This window comes from Pseudomonas sp. HUK17 (genome assembly GCF_001566765.1).
Genome location: NZ_LSMW01000008.1, coordinates 61,514 through 76,623, shown reverse-complemented (window position 1 = coordinate 76,623; position 15,110 = coordinate 61,514). Strand labels below are relative to the sequence as shown.

Here is a 15,110-nt window from a genome sequence, read left to right as displayed (position 1 = left end):
GGAGAGGGTCGGGGTGAGGGGCTGGCGCAGCCTCTCTTTCCGGAACTCGGGGCCCTCTGCCCCACTCTTGCACAACAACAAACCGAAAAGGTGGTCGAGATGAAACGCACGTTAGCCCTCACCGGACTTGGACTGTCACTCATGATCAGCACCCTTACCGCCCAGGCGGCCGGCCTCACCAGCCAGCAGTCGAGCTTCGGCAAGCTGCCCGATGGCACTCCCATCGAGAAGTTCGTCCTGACCAACAGCCACGGCATGCAGGCCACGGTCATCACCTACGGTGGCGTGCTGCAGGCGCTTAAGGTGCCCGACCGCAAGGGCCATGGCGAAGACGTGGTCCTGGGCTTCGATGACGTCCAGGGCTATCTCGACAACCCCAACGTATTCTTTGGCGCCACCATCGGCCGCTTCGGCAACCGCATCGCCGAGGGCCGCTTCAGCCTCGATGGCAAGAGCTACCAGATCCCCCAGAACGACAAGACCAACGCCCTGCACGGCGGCCCCCAAGGCTTCAACACCAAGGTGTGGAAGGCCGAGCCGGCCAAGGGCGACGGCTGGGTCGGCGTGACCCTGAGCTATGTCTCCCCCGATGGTGAGATGGGCTTTCCCGGCACCCTGACCACCCAGGTGACCTACCAGCTGGACGAGCACAACCAGCTAACCCTCAAGTACCGCGCCACCACCGACAAGCCGACGGTACTCAACCTGACCAACCACAGCTACTTCAACCTGGCGGGCGCTGGCAGTGGCACCGTGCTCAAGCAGGTGGCGATGCTCAATGCCGACAAATACACGCCAGTGACCGCCAAGCTGATCCCCACCGGCGAATTGCCACCGGTGGCCGGCACGCCCATGGACTTCCGCAAGCCGACCGCCATCGGCAAGCACATCGCCGACGACAACCAGCAGCTGAAGTACGCCGAACCCAAGCAGGGTGGCTATGACTTCAACTGGGTGCTCAACACCGCTGGCGATCTGCAGAAAGCCGCTGCCGTGGTGACCGACCCGGGCTCCGGCCGCACCCTGACCCTCTACACCACCGAACCAGGCGTGCAGTTCTATACCGGCAACTTCCTGGAGGGGAACATCAAGGGCAAGGCCGGCAAGACCTATGGCCACTGGGGTGCCTTCACCCTGGAAACCCAGCACTACCCGGATGCCCCCAACCAGCCCAACTTCCCCACCACCCGCCTGGATCCCGGCCAGACCTACACCCAGACGACCATCTTCAAGTTCGCCAGCAAGTAAGGCTGCTCCTGATGCAAGAAAGGCCGCTCTCAGGAGCGGCCTTTTCTGTTGGGCTCGTGCCGGGCGCTTCCCTCACCCCAACCCTCTCCCAGAGGGAGAGAGGGTTGCTCCGACGCGGCCCGTAGCCTGGTGCCTGGTAGCGTGGAAAGCAGCGAGCCCTTTCCACCACCCAATAAAAAACCCGGCGTCTCGCGACACCGGGTCTTCTTTCACTCAAGACAGCGCGATCAGATCGCGGCCTTGGTGTTCTCGCCGTTCACCAGGCGCTGGATACCCAGCGGGTTGGCGTTCTGCAGGGCTTCCGGCAGGAAAGCATCCGGGTAGTTCTGGTAGCACACCGGGCGCAGGAAGCGATCGATGGCCAGAGTGCCGACCGAAGTGCCGCGGGCATCGGAGGTCGCCGGATAGGGACCGCCATGGACCATGGCATCGCAGACTTCCACGCCGGTGGGATAGCCGTTGAGCAGCAGGCGACCGGCTTTCTGCTCCAGCAGGCCGATGATGGCCTCGAAGCGCTGCAGATCGGCCGGTTCGGCCAGCAGGGTGGCGGTCAGCTGACCGTGCAGGCCTTGCAGCGCCTGCTGCAGCTGGGCTTCGTCGGCTACCTCGACCACCACCGTGGTGGGGCCGAAGACTTCTTCCTGCAGCAGCTCGTCGCTTTCCAGCAGCAGATTCACGTCAGCTTTGAACAGCTGCGGACGCGCCTGGTTGCCTTCCTGATTGGCGCCGGCAAGGTGTTGTACACCCGAATGGGCCAGCAGCGCCGCGACGCCCTTCTCGTAGCTCTTCAGGGTGCCCGGATTGAGCATGGTCTGGGGTGCCTGCTCGTTCATGGCACCGGCCAGGCGTTCCAGGAAGCTGCTGAATTCCGGCGAACGCACGCCGATGACCAGGCCCGGATTGGTGCAGAACTGGCCACAGCCCAGCACCACGGAGGCCGCGAGTTCACCGCTGATGGCGTCGCCACGGGCCTTGAGCGCCTCGGGCAGCACGACCACCGGGTTGATGCTGGACATCTCGGCGAAGACCGGGATGGGTTGCGGACGAGCCGCGGCCATGTCGCACAGGGCACGACCACCACGCAGGGAGCCAGTGAAGCCCACCGCCTGAATGGCCGGGTGCTTGACCAGCTGCTCGCCCACGCCACCGCCGTAGATCATGTTAAACACGCCCTTGGGCATGCCGGTCTTCTCGGCGGCGCGGATCACCGCGTCGGCCACGTATTCGGCGGTGACCATATGGCCACTGTGGGCCTTGAACACCACCGGACAACCGGCGGCCAGGGCCGCGGCGGTATCGCCACCGGCGGTGGAAAACGCCAGCGGGAAGTTGCTGGCGCCGAACACGGCCACCGGACCCAGGCCGATGCGGTACTGACGCAGGTCAGGACGCGGCAGAGGCTTGCGGTCGGGCAGCGCGGTGTCGATACGGGCACCATGGAAGTCACCACGCCGCAGCACCTTGGCGAACAGGCGCATCTGGCCGCTGGTACGGCCACGCTCGCCCTGGATACGGCCAGCCGGCAGCGCGGTTTCCTGGCAGACCAGCTGGACGAAATCATCGCCCAGGGCATCCAGTTCGTCGGCGATGGCGTCGAGGAAGCTCGCGCGCTTCTCGGCGCTCAGCTTGCGGTACAGGGGCGCGGCCTGCTCGGCGGCACGGGCGGCGGCATCGACTTCGGCCGCGGACGCCTGGAAGAATTCGTAGGGCAGTTTCTCGCCGGTCGTGGCGTCGATGCTATAGACCCGCACCTCGCCCTCGCCGCTGCGAGCGCCACCGATGTAGTTCTTGCCTTGGATCTGCATTGTTCTCGACTCCTTATACCTAGGGGTTCAGGGAAGACCACCCGCGTCGGGGCGGTCTTCGAAAGGGTGGCACGCTCAGCGTCTGAGCGGCCGGACCAGCCTGTGCGATACCCACTCTAGCATTCGCATAGTCAGCAGTCATCATACAACTATCAGAGTTGGCGGACCTGCCCTGGCTGGAAGGCGGCCGTGCTGGCCTTGACGCCATTGCTCAGCGGCTCGCCGAATTCCGGCACCGCGATCTCGAATCTGTCGCCCGGTTCGACGCGCACACCGTCGGCGAAGGACAGGGTCGCCGTGCCGAAGAAATGCACATGGACATCGCCCGGCCGTAGGAACTGCGCATACTTGAAGTGGTGATACTCCAGGTTCTCCAGGCTGTGGCACATGTTGTCCTCGCCCGAAAGAAACTCCTTCTCCCAGACCACCTGCTCGCCGCGACGGATGCGGCTGGTACCCACCAGATGGCGCGGCAATTCCCCAGTACGCAGCGCCGGCCCAAAGCTGCAATAGCGTAGTTTGGAATGGGCCAGATAGAGATAGTTCTTGCGCTCCAGCACGTGGTCGGAGAATTCGTTGCCCACCGCATAACCCAGGCGATAGGGCTTGCCGTCGTCGCCGATCACATAGAGACCGGTCAACTCGGGCTCTTCCCCCGCGTCCTCGGCGAACTCCGGCAGCGGGATGTCGGCACCTGGGCGCACCAGGATGCCGCCGTCGCCCTTGTAGAACCATTCCGGTTGGGCACCGGCGGTGCCGGTCGCGGGCCGACCGCCCTCCACGCCCCATTTGAACATGCGCATGGAGTCGGTCAGCTTGGCCTCTTCCTGGCTGTTCTGCTGGTGCATCTTGTCGCGGGTAGCGGCGCTGCCCAGGTGGGTCAGGCCGGTTCCGGTGACCAGGCAGTGCGCCGGATCTTCATGGTCCAGCGGCGGCAGCAGACGGCCGCCGTCGAGCAGCTCGGCATAGGCTGGTCCGGGCTCCAGGCCCAGGGTCTGCACCTGAGACTCTAGCGAAACGCCGGCACGGATGGCCTGCAGCGCCAGGGTCCGGGTGCTGGTGGCACCGCGGACCTGCTGGACTTCGCCGCGCTCGACCACGCCGACGCGACGCTGGCCCTGTTGGTCTTCGAACTGAATCAGGTGCATGGCATTCTCCTTGTTGGTTATCGCCTGAGGAAGACTTTACTCGGCGCTACAGGGCCTGCCTAATGAGAACTCCCTATCCCGTGATAACCAACGGTTATTCCCATGCTGCCATCCCTGGGCTCCATCGCCTCTCGCCTACGCCTGCGTCAACTACGGTTGCTGATCGCCCTCGACGAAGAAGGCTCGCTGCACAAGGCCGCCGAACGCATCGCCATTTCCCAGCCCGGGGCCACCAAGGCCCTGCACGAAATCGAAAGCACCCTGGGCGCCACCCTCTTCCTGCGCACCCACCAGGGCCTACAGCCCAATGACCTGGGCCGCTGCGTGATCCGCTATGCACGACTGATCGAGAGCGACCTGGCCCATCTGCGCGAAGAGATGCTCGGCATCCTCCAGGGGGAAGGCGGCCGTCTGGCAGTGGGGGTGATCATGGGCGCCGTGCCGCGATTGATCGCCGCGGTGTCCCGCCTGGGCGCGGCGCAACCCCAGCTCGGCATCGAGATCATCGAGGACACCAGTGTGCGCCTGCTCGATTTGCTCGACGCCGGCCGCATCGAACTGGCCATCTGCCGCAGCAGCGTCAGCCGTCGTCCGGATGCCTATGACTGCCTGGAGGTGCGCGAAGAGCGGCTGGAGATCGTCTGCCATCCCCGCCATCCCCTGGCCGAGGCGCCAGAGCTGAGCCTGGCCGACCTGGTCGACAGTCGCTGGATCGTCTATCCGGCCAATCTGCCGATGCGCCTGACCCTGGAACGGGAATTCCGCGCGGCGGAGCTGGAGTTTCCTCGCTATCCGGTGGAAACCGCCTCCACCTTCACCCTGCTCGGCTTGCTGCAGGAAGACCCCAACCAGGTGGCCATGCTGCCCAGCGACATCGCCCAGTTCGGCGCAAGACACGGCCTGCTGCGTCGCCTGCCGGTCGTCCAGCGCACCCGCAACGAACCCTATTCGATCCTGGTGCGCCAGGGCGCGGGGTTGTCGGCCGCGGCGCAGCTGCTGCTGGAGCAGTGGCGGTTGGAGGGGTGAGGTAGGTGGGCAAACGCATCGCGGCCATGGGCCGCTCCTACATTAGCGTCCGTGCTTGTAGGAGCGGCCCATGGCCGCGATTGGTCTGACTTGCTGCAGCGGCCGCATCGGCGGACCGCCGTGGCCGCGATAACGCCGCTAAGAAGCCCTCTTAATACGTCGGCAGCGTCACCCCATGGAACAGCGTCTCCAGCTCCTGGCGGGTCGGCGTCTGCATGGCCTCGGTCAACACATCGCGGGTCAGGTGTGGCGCGAAGCGGCCGATGAAGTCGCACATGAAGCCGCGCAGGAAGGTGCCGCGGCGCAGGCCAATCTTGGTCACGCTGGCTTCGAAGAGGTGGCTGGCGTCCAGGCAGACCAGGTCGGCATCGGCTTTGTGATCCACCGCCATGTCGGCGACGATGCCCACGCCCAGGCCCAGGCGCACATAGGTCTTGATCACGTCGGCGTCCGCGGCGGTCAGCACCACGTTGGGTTCCAGCCCGTGACGGGCAAAGGCCTCGTCGAGCTTGGAGCGCCCGGTGAAGCCGAAGACGTAGGTCACCAGCGGCTGTTCCGCCAGTTGTTCCAGGGTCAGATTCTCGACCTTGGCCAACGGATGGTTCTGCGGAACGATGACGCAACGGTTCCAGCGATAGCAGGGCATCATCACCAGATCATTGAAGCGCTCCAGGCCTTCGGTAGCGATGGCGAAGTCGACGGTGCCGTCGGCGGCCATCTCGGCGATCTGGGTCGGCGAGCCCTGATGCATGTGCAGGGCCACGTCCGGATACTGCTTGATGAACTCGCTGATCACGTCCGGCAGCGCATAGCGCGCCTGGGTGTGGGTGGTGGCGATGGACAGGGTGCCCTTGCGCTCGTTGGAGAATTCCTGGGCGATCTGCTTGATGCTCTCGCACTTGCGCAGGATCTCGCCCGCGGTCTGGATGATGCGCTCGCCGGCCGGCGTTACCCGGGTAAGGTGCTTGCCGCTGCGGGCGAAGACCTCGACCCCCAGCTCGTCCTCGAGCAGGCGGATCTGCTTGCTGATGCCGGGCTGCGAGGTATAGAGGCTCTGGGCCGTGGCGGAGACGTTCAGATCGTGGTGGGCGACTTCCCAGATATATCGCAACTGTTGCAGCTTCATGCCGGCTCCTCGCTGACCCATGCGCAAGCATATAACAGTAAAGCAGGCTTCAAGCTTTTTCTAGACCGAAATCGAATTAAGTCGCTGGGGGACAAGGGCTGACGCTGGCGGATCACCCCTGGCGCAGCGGCACCAGGTACACAGGGATGCGCGCGGTCTGCAGCAGGCGGCTGGCAGTACGACCCAACGGCGCGACCTGGGCATCGCCCTGGCTGCGACCGCCGATCACCAGCAAATCCGCGGCGAACTCCTGAGCCTGCTTGAGGATGACCACTGGCGGATCGCCCTGCACCACCCGTACGGCCCTCACCAGGCCCACGGTGGCGGGGGTTTCCTGCAGGTCCTCGCGCAGGGACTCGAACACCTGCTGTTCGATGGTCTCCAGGACGAGGTCCAGACCGCCATTGCGCAGGCGATCCAGAGATTCGCCATCCAGATACTGCTGCAGCAGGGTGGAGGCCAGGAGGCCGAGCGGCTCCACCACATGGACGACATACAGCCGGGCCTGATGGATGCGAGCGAGATTCAAGGCGTGCTGAAAGACATAGGACGAACACAGGCCCAGGTCCGTGGCATAGAGCAGCGAGCGGATCACGATTCCTCCTGGCCAGATCAGCCGATCAGGCCGGTACGACGCGGGATAGCCCTTTCCAGCGTAGCAGGGGATTGCGGTTCACGCTGCGAACCGCACACCAGAGCCCTTTCAGGGCAGCTCCTCGGGCTCGCGCTCCGCGGCGGTCAGGATCGCCGCCACCAGCGCCGGCTCCCGTAGCGGCGCCTGCACCGGACCGAGAAAATCGCCATCCCGGACCAGGAACAACGCCGGCAGATGAAAGACGCCATAGCGCTGCACCAGTCCCCCGCTGCGTTCGGCATCCACCCAGTACAGTCGCTCGACCGGCAACGTCGCCACAGGCAGTACCTGGCGTGCCAGGCGGCAGGTGGCGCAGCCAGCGCTGGTAAAGATCAGCAGCGAGCGCCCAGACGCCGCCAGCAGGACGGCATCCGCCGTGCCATCGTCCAATTCCATCGCTTCCTCGTCGCGATCATCGCCAAAGCCCGCCCTCGGGCGCGCCAATAGCGTCGTAACCATTGTGAGCGGGCGGGACACGCGTTAAGGTGCCCCACCCTCTCCACCGTATTTTGCCTGCACGGGCCCCGTCCTGTCGCAGCGCCGTGACCGACGAGTAGCACCATGGCCGCACAGCCCCGCCTTAACGACCTCAACATCGAAGCCAACGAGCCGCTCATCACGCCCGAGCAGCTCAAACAGGAGATCCCGCTGAGCGATCTCGCCGCCGACACCGTCGCCCAGGGCCGCCAGGTCATTCGCGACATCCTCGACGGCAAGGACCATCGCCTGTTCGTGGTGATCGGCCCCTGCTCGATCCATGACATCAAGGCCGCCCACGAATACGCCGAGCGGCTCAAGACCCTGGCCGCCCAGGTCAGCGACAGCCTCTATCTGGTCATGCGCGTCTACTTCGAGAAACCCCGGACCACGGTGGGCTGGAAGGGTCTGATCAACGATCCCTATCTGGACGACTCCTTCAAGATCCAGGACGGCCTGCACATCGGCCGCCAGCTGCTGCTGGACCTGGCGGAAAAGGGCCTGCCCACCGCCACCGAGGCCCTGGATCCCATCTCCCCCCAGTACCTGCAGGACCTGATCAGCTGGTCGGCGATCGGCGCCCGCACCACCGAATCCCAGACCCACCGGGAAATGGCCTCGGGCCTTTCCTCCGCGGTCGGCTTCAAGAACGGCACCGACGGCAGCCTGACCGTGGCCATCAATGCCCTGCAGTCGGTTTCCAGCCCGCACCGCTTCCTGGGTATCGACCAGCGCGGCCAGGTTTCGGTGGTGATGACCAAGGGCAATCCCTACGGCCACGTGGTGCTGCGCGGCGGCAACGGCAAGCCCAACTACGATTCGGTCAGCGTCACCCTGTGCGAGCAGGCGCTGGTCAAGGCCAAGGTCAAGCCGAACATCATGGTCGACTGCAGCCACGCCAACTCCAACAAGGATGCGGCCCTGCAGCCGCTGGTGATGGACAACGTCGCCAACCAGATCGTCGAGGGCAACAATTCCATCGTCGGCCTGATGGTGGAAAGTCACCTGGGCTTCGGCAGCCAGCCGATTCCGGCGGATCTGTCGCAGCTGGAGTACGGCGTCTCGGTGACCGACGCCTGCATCGACTGGGCCATGACCGAGAAGAGCATTCTCGACATGCACCGCAAGCTCAAGGATGTGCTGCCGCGCCGCGCGCGCAGCTGATCCAGCAGCGGATACGAAAACGCCGGGCTCAGCCCGGCGTTTTTCATGGCGCGGCCGTTTAGGCCAGCGGCGTCACCTGGCCACGCCGCTCCAGGTAGTGCTCCACATAGGAGCAGGAGGGAATGACGCTGTAGCCGCGACTCTCGGCGTAGTTCAGCGCATGCTCGGTCAGCCGCGCTGCCAGGCCGCGCCCACGCAGGGTATCGGGTACGAAGGTGCGATAGAAATCCATCGTCTGCTTGCCCAGATCCATATAGGCGAGATAGGCGCGCTGGCCGTCGACGGAAAGCTGGAACTGATGATTGGCTTCATCGTGTTCCACGTGCAGGGACTCGTTCATGACTACTCCTTGGCGGTTTGGCTCCGCCTTATCCATTGTTATCGGTGTACCCGAAGACGAGAACGCACCCTTCCTGTGCGGGACTGAGCCACAGCGCGTCAGACCCCTCCGGAAGAAGCAGGTTCTGACCAGCCGTCGCACCGAGAAATCACACTATATCAGGCGGCATACGCGGGAGCAGGCGCGGCTTTGAACTTGACAACTTCCGGTCATCCTCTAACGTTTTGTTTTGAAACGTTCGTGGCTTTCAGCCATCCAAGCAGTTGCTGATACCGGCTGCACGCATTCGGGGACGAACTCGGGGGAGCGAAGGAGGATTTCCGCAAAAAATCTTTCTTCAACGGGTTTAGCTCAGTTTACTTACGACCGGTAATGAGTAGTATGTAGCCGCAATTTTCCACCTGGAAAATTGATCTTAAAACAGGATGTCTACCTCAAGGGGTTTACGATGAACAATGCTCTGAAATTCGCCGCCCTGGCTCTGGCCGCTGCTCTGGCCACTGGTTGCAGCACCGCTAACAAGGAAAGCGAAGCTCGCCTGACCGCTACCGAAGACGCCGCTGCCCGCGCCCAGGCTCGTGCTGACGAAGCCTACCGTCACGCTGACGAGGCTCTGGCCGCCGCTCAGAAAGCTCAGCAGACCGCTGACGAAGCCAACGAGCGCGCCCTGCGTATGCTGGAAAAAGCCAGCCGCAAGTAAGCGCCTCGGCTGGAAAGGCGAGTGGCAACAGTCGCCTTTCCCGGAGCAAACAAAAAGCCCGCCATCTCAGATGGCGGGCTTTTTGTTTGCCTGGCCGGCTGAGCGCGCTCAGCCAGTCCAGCTCACAGCGACTTGGCGGGCGCCTTGGCCACCGTACCGGTAACCATGCCGGCAGGCAGGTCGGCGATTTCCACCGGCAGGCCGTCCTGGCCCTGGACCACGTCACGCACCGTGTTCCAATTCACCGCGCTGTTGGCCTGCAGCAGGTCGTCACGCTTGATCAACGCATTGACCACCGCGGCCTGACGGTCGATCTCGGTCGGATCGCCCTTCACCGTCACCGGCTGATGAGCTTCCAGATAGAGCTTGCCCTGGCTCACGCCGAACTTGTAGGGCTCATCGATGATGCGCACCGGGGTACCCACGGGCAGCATGCTGACCAGTTCGGTCACATTGAAGTTGTACATGCGGAAGCAGCCATGGCTGACCTGCATGCCGATGCCGAATTTCTTGTCCGAGCCATGGATCAGATAGCCAGGCAGGGTCAGGCGGATCTTGTAGGGACCCAGGGGATTGTCCGGACCGGGCGGCACCACCTTGGGCAGCGGATCGCCTTCGGCGGCGTGCTCGGCACGCACCGACTCCGGCGGATACCAGGCCGGATCCTTGATCTTGTCCACCACCTTGGTCACGCCGATGGGCGAGCCCCAGCCTTCGCGGCCGATGCCCAGCGGATAGGTGAACACCGAGTGACCACCCTTGGGGTAGTAGTACATACGGTACTCGGCGATGTTGATGACGATGCCTTCGCGCGGGCCGGGCGGCAGGATGAAGCGCGTCGGCAGCACGATCTCGGTACCGGCGCCCGGCAGCCAGGCATCCACGCCCGGGTTGGCGGCCACCATCTCGGTGTAGCCCAGATCGTACTTCTGGCCGAGGTCGGCAAAGGTGTCTTCGTAGGCGGCCTTGATGACCTGAACCTCGCCGACCACGTCTTCACCGGGCGGCGGCAGCGGCAACTCCAGTGCCTGCGCCGTACCCGCGCTCAACAGACCAAACAGCGAGAGGGAACCGACCAGGGTCGAAACGCGCGCGGGCATGGGATGAATCCTTGCAAGGAGCAAAAAGGTGACGGCGCGAATTGTACACGCCTCGATCCGCGTCCGGCAGGGCCTCAAAAAGCCTGTAACGGATTGGGCAGCCCCCGTTTGGCGCCTTGCAACCGCTGCAGGCAGGCCGGGCACAGGGTCTTGAGCGCCAGTCCGCGGCGATCCAGCGGGTGCAGCCGCGGCCGCGCCGGCAGCAGGGTGCCGCACAGGGTCCGGTCGGTAGGCGAGCCCAGCTCCAGCTGCCGGGCGACGATATGGACCCGACCCTCGCGGCAGGCGAACAGGTCGAGCTGGGCATCGGGCTGGATCAGCTGATAGCCGTGCATGGACCGGGAAAGGCGGGACATCGGGATACTCCAGGGGCGGTTCCGCCGGGCGGTCGATTGGCCGGACCGGCGGGGCGCGCAACCTTAGCGGAAAGCCCCGTCGGGGAAAAGTCCGACGTTCAGTCGCGCAGCAGCGGCTGCAGCTGCGGCCAGGCGTTGTCCAGCAGCCGTTGCTGGGCATTGGCTTGGGGATGAATGCCGTCCGGCTGCATGAAGGCGGGATCGCCCCCTACCCCTTCGAGCAGGAAGGGCACCAGGGCCACCTGCTGGGCCTTGGCCACGTCCGTGTAGACCTGGGCGAAGCCGTCGGTATAGCGCGGCCCGTAGTTGGGTGGCAGGCGCATGCCCAGCAGCAGGACACGGGCACCCTGGGCCTTGGCCTGCGCCACCAGGGCGGTGAGGTTGCGCTCGATCTGGGCCAGGGGCTGACCGCGCAGGCCGTCGTTGCCGCCCAGCTCGATGGCCACCACCTCGGGCTGGTGATCGGCCAGCAGTCTGGGCAGTCGCGCCAGGCCACCGGTGGTGGTGTCGCCGCTGATGGAGGCATTCACCACCTGATAGTCGAGCTGTTGCTCCTGCAGGCGCCGCTCCAGCAGCCGCACCCAGCCCTGACCCTCGGCCAGGCCGTAGCCAGCGCTGATGCTGTCGCCCACCACCAGCAGGGTGCGCGCCATGGCCAGCGGTGTCAGGGTCAGACAGAGCAGGGCCAGCAGCCAGGCAATGCCTTGGCGCAAAGGTGCGCTGGACTTCGTCCGGCTTTTTGACTCTAACTCGCCACAGCCGCCCGCGTGCGGGCCCCTCGAATACGGCATCGGATACCTCATGAGCGAAGTCATTTTGCTGGCACGCGACCTTAGCAAGGTCGTCACGGGCGCGGAAGGCGCGCTGCCAATCCTCCAGGCGCTGGATCTGCAACTGGAAGCCGGCGACAGTTTGGCCATCGTCGGCAGCTCGGGTTCCGGCAAGTCCACCCTGCTGGGGCTGCTGGCCGGTCTCGACCTGCCCAGCAGCGGCGAGGTGCATCTCGCCGGCCAGCGCCTGGACACCCTCGACGAAGACGCCCGCGCCCGCCTGCGTGCGGAACGGGTGGGCTTCGTCTTCCAGTCCTTCCAGTTGCTGGACAGCCTCACCGCGCTGGAAAACGTCATGCTGCCGCTGGAGCTGGAGGGTGCGCGCCAGGCCCGCGAGCAGGCGGTGGCCCTGCTCGAACGGGTCGGCCTGGGCGAGCGACTGCGGCACTACCCGCGCCAGCTCTCCGGGGGCGAGCAGCAGCGGGTGGCCCTGGCCCGCGCCTTCGCCCCGCGCCCCAGTATCCTCTTCGCCGACGAGCCCACCGGCAATCTCGACAGCCGCACCGGCGCCCACATCAGCGATCTGCTGTTCGAGCTCAATCGCGAGCGGGGCACGACCCTGGTGCTGGTGACCCATGACGAGCGCCTGGCCGCGCGCTGCGCCCGCCAACTGCGCCTGGAAGGCGGCCGGCAGGTCGCGGCATGAGGCGCACCGGTCTACCGCTGAAGCGGCTGTTCGGACTGGCCTGGCGCCAGAGTCTGCGCGAGCTCCGCGCCGGCGAGATCCGCATGCTCTGCCTGGCGCTGGTGGTGGCGGTCGCCGCCAGCGTCGCCATCGGCTACTTCACCGCCCGCCTCGGCGCGGGCATGGAAAATCGCGCCAGCGAATTCCTCGCGGCCGACCTGGTGCTGCTGGGCAGCGAACCGGCGCGACCGGAGCAGGTGGACGCCGGTCTGCGGCTCGGCCTCGACCACAGCCGCTCGCTCAACTTCAGCACCATGGCGGCGGGTGCCGAGGCCCTGCAGCTGGCCAGCGTCAAGGCGGTCCAGGCCAACTTTCCGCTTCGCGGCGAGGTGCGCAGCGCCGTGGCGCTAGAGGCGCCCGACCAGCCGGGTGGCGCCCCGGCGCCCGGGGAGGCCTGGGTCGAGCCGCGCCTGCTGCTGGCCTTGGACGCCAAGGTCGGGGATCGCCTGGACATTGGGCGCAAGACCCTCACCATCACCCGGGTGCTCACCTATGAACCGGATCGCGCCGGTGACTTCTACAGCCTGACGCCGCGGGTGCTGATCAATCTCGACGACGTGGCCGCCACCGGGGTCATCCAGCCCGGCAGCCGGGTGCGCTATCGCGAACTCTGGCGCGGCGAAGCCCAGGCCCTGGCCGCCTATCGCCAGGCGCTCACGCCGGCTCTGGCCGCCAACCAGCGCTTCGAGGGACCGGGCGACGGCAATCGGCAGCTGGGTGACGCCCTGGAGCGCGCCCAGCGCTATCTCGGCCTGGCCAGTCTGGTGGCGGTGGTGCTGGCGGGCGTGGCCGTGGCGCTGTCGGCCAATCGCTTCGCCACGCGGCGCTTCGACGCCAGCGCCCTGCTGCGTTGCCTGGGCCTGACCCGCCGTGACGCCCTGCTGCTCTATGGCCTGCAACTGGGCCTGCTGGGGCTGGCGGCGAGTCTGCTCGGCGCCCTGCTCGGCTGGCTGGCACAGCTGGTGTTGTTCGAACTGCTGCACGGACTCCTGCCAGCGCGCCTGCCAGCGGCCGGGATAGGTCCGGCGCTGGCCGGCATGGGTACCGGGCTGGTGGCCCTGGTCGGCTTCGCCCTACCGCCCCTGGCCGCCCTGGGCCGGGTACCGCCGCTGCGGGTACTGCGCAGCGATCTGCAACCCGTGCCCCTGCGGACCTGGCTGGTCTACGGCTGCGCCCTGCTCGCCCTGGGGCTGATCATGTGGCGCCTGTCGCTGGATCTGCGCCTGACCCTGGCGCTGCTGGTGGGCGGCCTGGTCGCCGGCCTGCTGTTCGGCAGCCTGCTGTACCTGGCCCTGCGCGGCCTGCGTCGGGCCATGCAGGGTGCGCCCCTGGCCTGGCGGCTGGGTCTGGGCCAGTTGCTGCGTCATCCACTGGCGGCGGTGGGCCAGACCCTGGCCTTCGGCCTGATCCTGCTGGCCATGAGCCTGGTGGTGCTGCTGCGGGGCGAGCTGCTGGAGCGCTGGCAGGCGCAACTGCCGGCCGAAGCGCCCAATCACTTCGCCCTCAATGTGCTGCCGGACGAGCGCCAGGCCTTCGCCACGGCGGTGGCCGGCCTTTCACCCCACGCCAGCCCGCTCTATCCCATCGTCCAGGGCCGCCTGGTCAGCGTGAAGGGCCATCCGGCCCAGGAAGGCCTGGAGGACGACTCCCGCGGCGGTCGCGCCACTCGACGCGACCTCAATCTGACCTGGTCGGCTGGGTTGCCGGATGGCAACCGCCTGGAAGCCGGTCACTGGTGGGATGCGCTGCCCGCGGGCGATCTGCCCGGCGTCTCGCTGGAAAGCGAGCTGGCGCGCAGCCTCGGTGTTGGGCTGGGCGACACCCTGGGCTTCGTCATCGGCGACCGCCAGATCGAGGCGCGAGTCAGCAGTCTGCGCCAGGTCGGCTGGGACAACTTCCAGCCCAACTTCTTTGTCATCTTCGCCCCGGGCGCCCTGGAAGACGTGCCTTTCACCTACCTGGGCAGCTTCTACCTGCCGCCCGGCCACGACCGCGAATTGCTGGCCCTGGCCCGGCAATTCCCGGCGGTGACCCTGCTGCCCATCGACGCCTTGCTCGACCAGCTGCGCAGCATCCTGCGCCAGGTCAGCGTGGCGGTGGAATTCGTGCTCCTGTTCGTGCTGGCCGCCGGTATCGCCGTGCTGCTGGCCGGCTTGCAGGCGACCCTCGACGAGCGCATTCGCCAGGGTGCCCTGCTGCGTGCGCTAGGCGCCCGGCGGGAGTTGCTGCAACGAGCGCGGCGGACCGAATTCATCCTGCTCGGCGGCGCCAGCGGCTTGCTCGCGGCGCTCGGTTGCGAGATCGTCAGCGCCCTGCTCTACCGGCTGGCCTTCGACCTGGACTGGCAACCCCATCCCTGGCTGCTGCTCTTGCCGGTGCTGGGCGCCCTGCTGGTCGGCGCGGCCGGTCTGCTGGGCACGCGGCGGGCCATTACCGCCAGTCCGTTACTGATCCTGAGAGAAAGCTGATCC

Annotated in this window: 15 protein-coding genes; 6 read left to right on the top strand and 9 right to left on the bottom strand. The window is 66.1% G+C overall.

The genetic code is table 11. From position 1 onward, the window contains the following. The first annotated feature begins 99 nt into the window (after nt 1-99). Entirely contained in the window at nt 100-1,248 is a 1,149-nt protein-coding gene (locus tag AX284_RS04855; protein WP_068383845.1) for an aldose epimerase family protein, read from the top strand. A 227-nt stretch (nt 1,249-1,475) separates the two neighbouring features. Here the strand turns inward: AX284_RS04855 and AX284_RS04850 are convergent, their stop codons facing one another. Together AX284_RS04850 and araD1 are read right to left on the bottom strand one after the other, a co-directional pair. Beyond that, on the bottom strand, nt 1,476-3,053 hold the full coding sequence (locus tag AX284_RS04850) for an aldehyde dehydrogenase (NADP(+)) (protein ID WP_068383843.1): 1,578 nt from the start codon (nt 3,051-3,053) through the stop codon (nt 1,476-1,478). Between the two features lie 152 nt (nt 3,054-3,205). Beyond that, entirely contained in the window at nt 3,206-4,201 is a 996-nt protein-coding gene (gene araD1, locus AX284_RS04845) for an AraD1 family protein (protein ID WP_068383841.1), read from the bottom strand. A 102-nt stretch (nt 4,202-4,303) separates the two neighbouring features. Between araD1 and AX284_RS04840 the strand changes: the two genes are divergently transcribed. Further along, nucleotides 4,304-5,227, top strand: coding sequence for a LysR family transcriptional regulator (locus tag AX284_RS04840; protein ID WP_068383839.1), 924 nt, complete (start codon nt 4,304-4,306; stop codon nt 5,225-5,227). Between the two features lie 151 nt (nt 5,228-5,378). Here AX284_RS04840 and cysB read toward each other — a convergent pair whose 3' ends face one another. From cysB to AX284_RS04825, 3 genes are all read right to left on the bottom strand, one after another. Then, the gene (cysB, locus tag AX284_RS04835; protein WP_017641921.1) at nt 5,379-6,353 is read right to left on the bottom strand and encodes an HTH-type transcriptional regulator CysB; all 975 of its coding nucleotides are present in this window, start codon (nt 6,351-6,353) and stop codon (nt 5,379-5,381) included. A 112-nt stretch (nt 6,354-6,465) separates the two neighbouring features. Continuing rightward, nucleotides 6,466-6,948, bottom strand: a complete 483-nt coding sequence (locus AX284_RS04830) for a universal stress protein (protein WP_068383837.1) — start codon at nt 6,946-6,948, stop codon at nt 6,466-6,468. Nucleotides 6,949-7,056: 108 nt separating this feature from the next. Continuing rightward, nucleotides 7,057-7,383, bottom strand: coding sequence for a thioredoxin family protein (locus AX284_RS04825; protein ID WP_068383835.1), 327 nt, complete (start codon nt 7,381-7,383; stop codon nt 7,057-7,059). A 165-nt stretch (nt 7,384-7,548) separates the two neighbouring features. Here AX284_RS04825 and AX284_RS04820 point away from each other — a divergent pair, with 165 nt between their 5' ends. Then, nucleotides 7,549-8,628 (top strand): 3-deoxy-7-phosphoheptulonate synthase, encoded by a 1,080-nt coding sequence (locus AX284_RS04820; RefSeq protein ID WP_017641918.1) that lies wholly within the window; start codon nt 7,549-7,551, stop codon nt 8,626-8,628. A gap of 58 nt (nt 8,629-8,686) precedes the next feature. Here the strand turns inward: AX284_RS04820 and AX284_RS04815 are convergent, their stop codons facing one another. Then, a complete protein-coding gene (locus AX284_RS04815) occupies nt 8,687-8,968 on the bottom strand; it encodes a GNAT family N-acetyltransferase (RefSeq protein ID WP_064307454.1) in 282 nt (93 codons plus the stop codon). Between the two features lie 448 nt (nt 8,969-9,416). Between AX284_RS04815 and AX284_RS04810 the strand changes: the two genes are divergently transcribed. Further along, a complete protein-coding gene (locus AX284_RS04810; RefSeq protein WP_007160560.1) occupies nt 9,417-9,668 on the top strand; it encodes an Lpp/OprI family alanine-zipper lipoprotein in 252 nt (83 codons plus the stop codon). Between the two features lie 122 nt (nt 9,669-9,790). On the opposite strand, the gene AX284_RS04805 is transcribed toward AX284_RS04810, so the two are convergent. The 3 genes from AX284_RS04805 to AX284_RS04795 all read right to left on the bottom strand — a co-directional run bounded on the left by AX284_RS04805 (nt 9,791) and on the right by AX284_RS04795 (nt 11,777). After that, a complete protein-coding gene (locus AX284_RS04805) occupies nt 9,791-10,768 on the bottom strand; it encodes a L,D-transpeptidase family protein (protein WP_017641916.1) in 978 nt (325 codons plus the stop codon). A gap of 74 nt (nt 10,769-10,842) precedes the next feature. Continuing rightward, nucleotides 10,843-11,124: a hypothetical protein gene (locus tag AX284_RS04800; RefSeq protein ID WP_017641915.1), complete on the bottom strand. Its 282-nt coding sequence runs from the start codon at nt 11,122-11,124 to the stop codon at nt 10,843-10,845. A 98-nt stretch (nt 11,125-11,222) separates the two neighbouring features. Continuing rightward, a complete protein-coding gene (locus AX284_RS04795) occupies nt 11,223-11,777 on the bottom strand; it encodes an arylesterase (RefSeq protein ID WP_236712144.1) in 555 nt (184 codons plus the stop codon). A 148-nt stretch (nt 11,778-11,925) separates the two neighbouring features. Between AX284_RS04795 and AX284_RS04790 the strand changes: the two genes are divergently transcribed. After that, entirely contained in the window at nt 11,926-12,600 is a 675-nt protein-coding gene (locus tag AX284_RS04790; RefSeq protein WP_017641913.1) for an ABC transporter ATP-binding protein, read from the top strand. Further along, nucleotides 12,597-15,107 carry an ABC transporter permease gene (locus AX284_RS04785; RefSeq protein WP_068383834.1) on the top strand — a complete coding sequence of 837 codons (2,511 nt, stop codon included), beginning with the start codon at nt 12,597-12,599 and terminating at the stop codon, nt 15,105-15,107. The genes AX284_RS04790 and AX284_RS04785 overlap by 4 nt, the downstream gene beginning before the upstream one ends. Nucleotides 15,108-15,110: the final 3 nt, after the last annotated feature.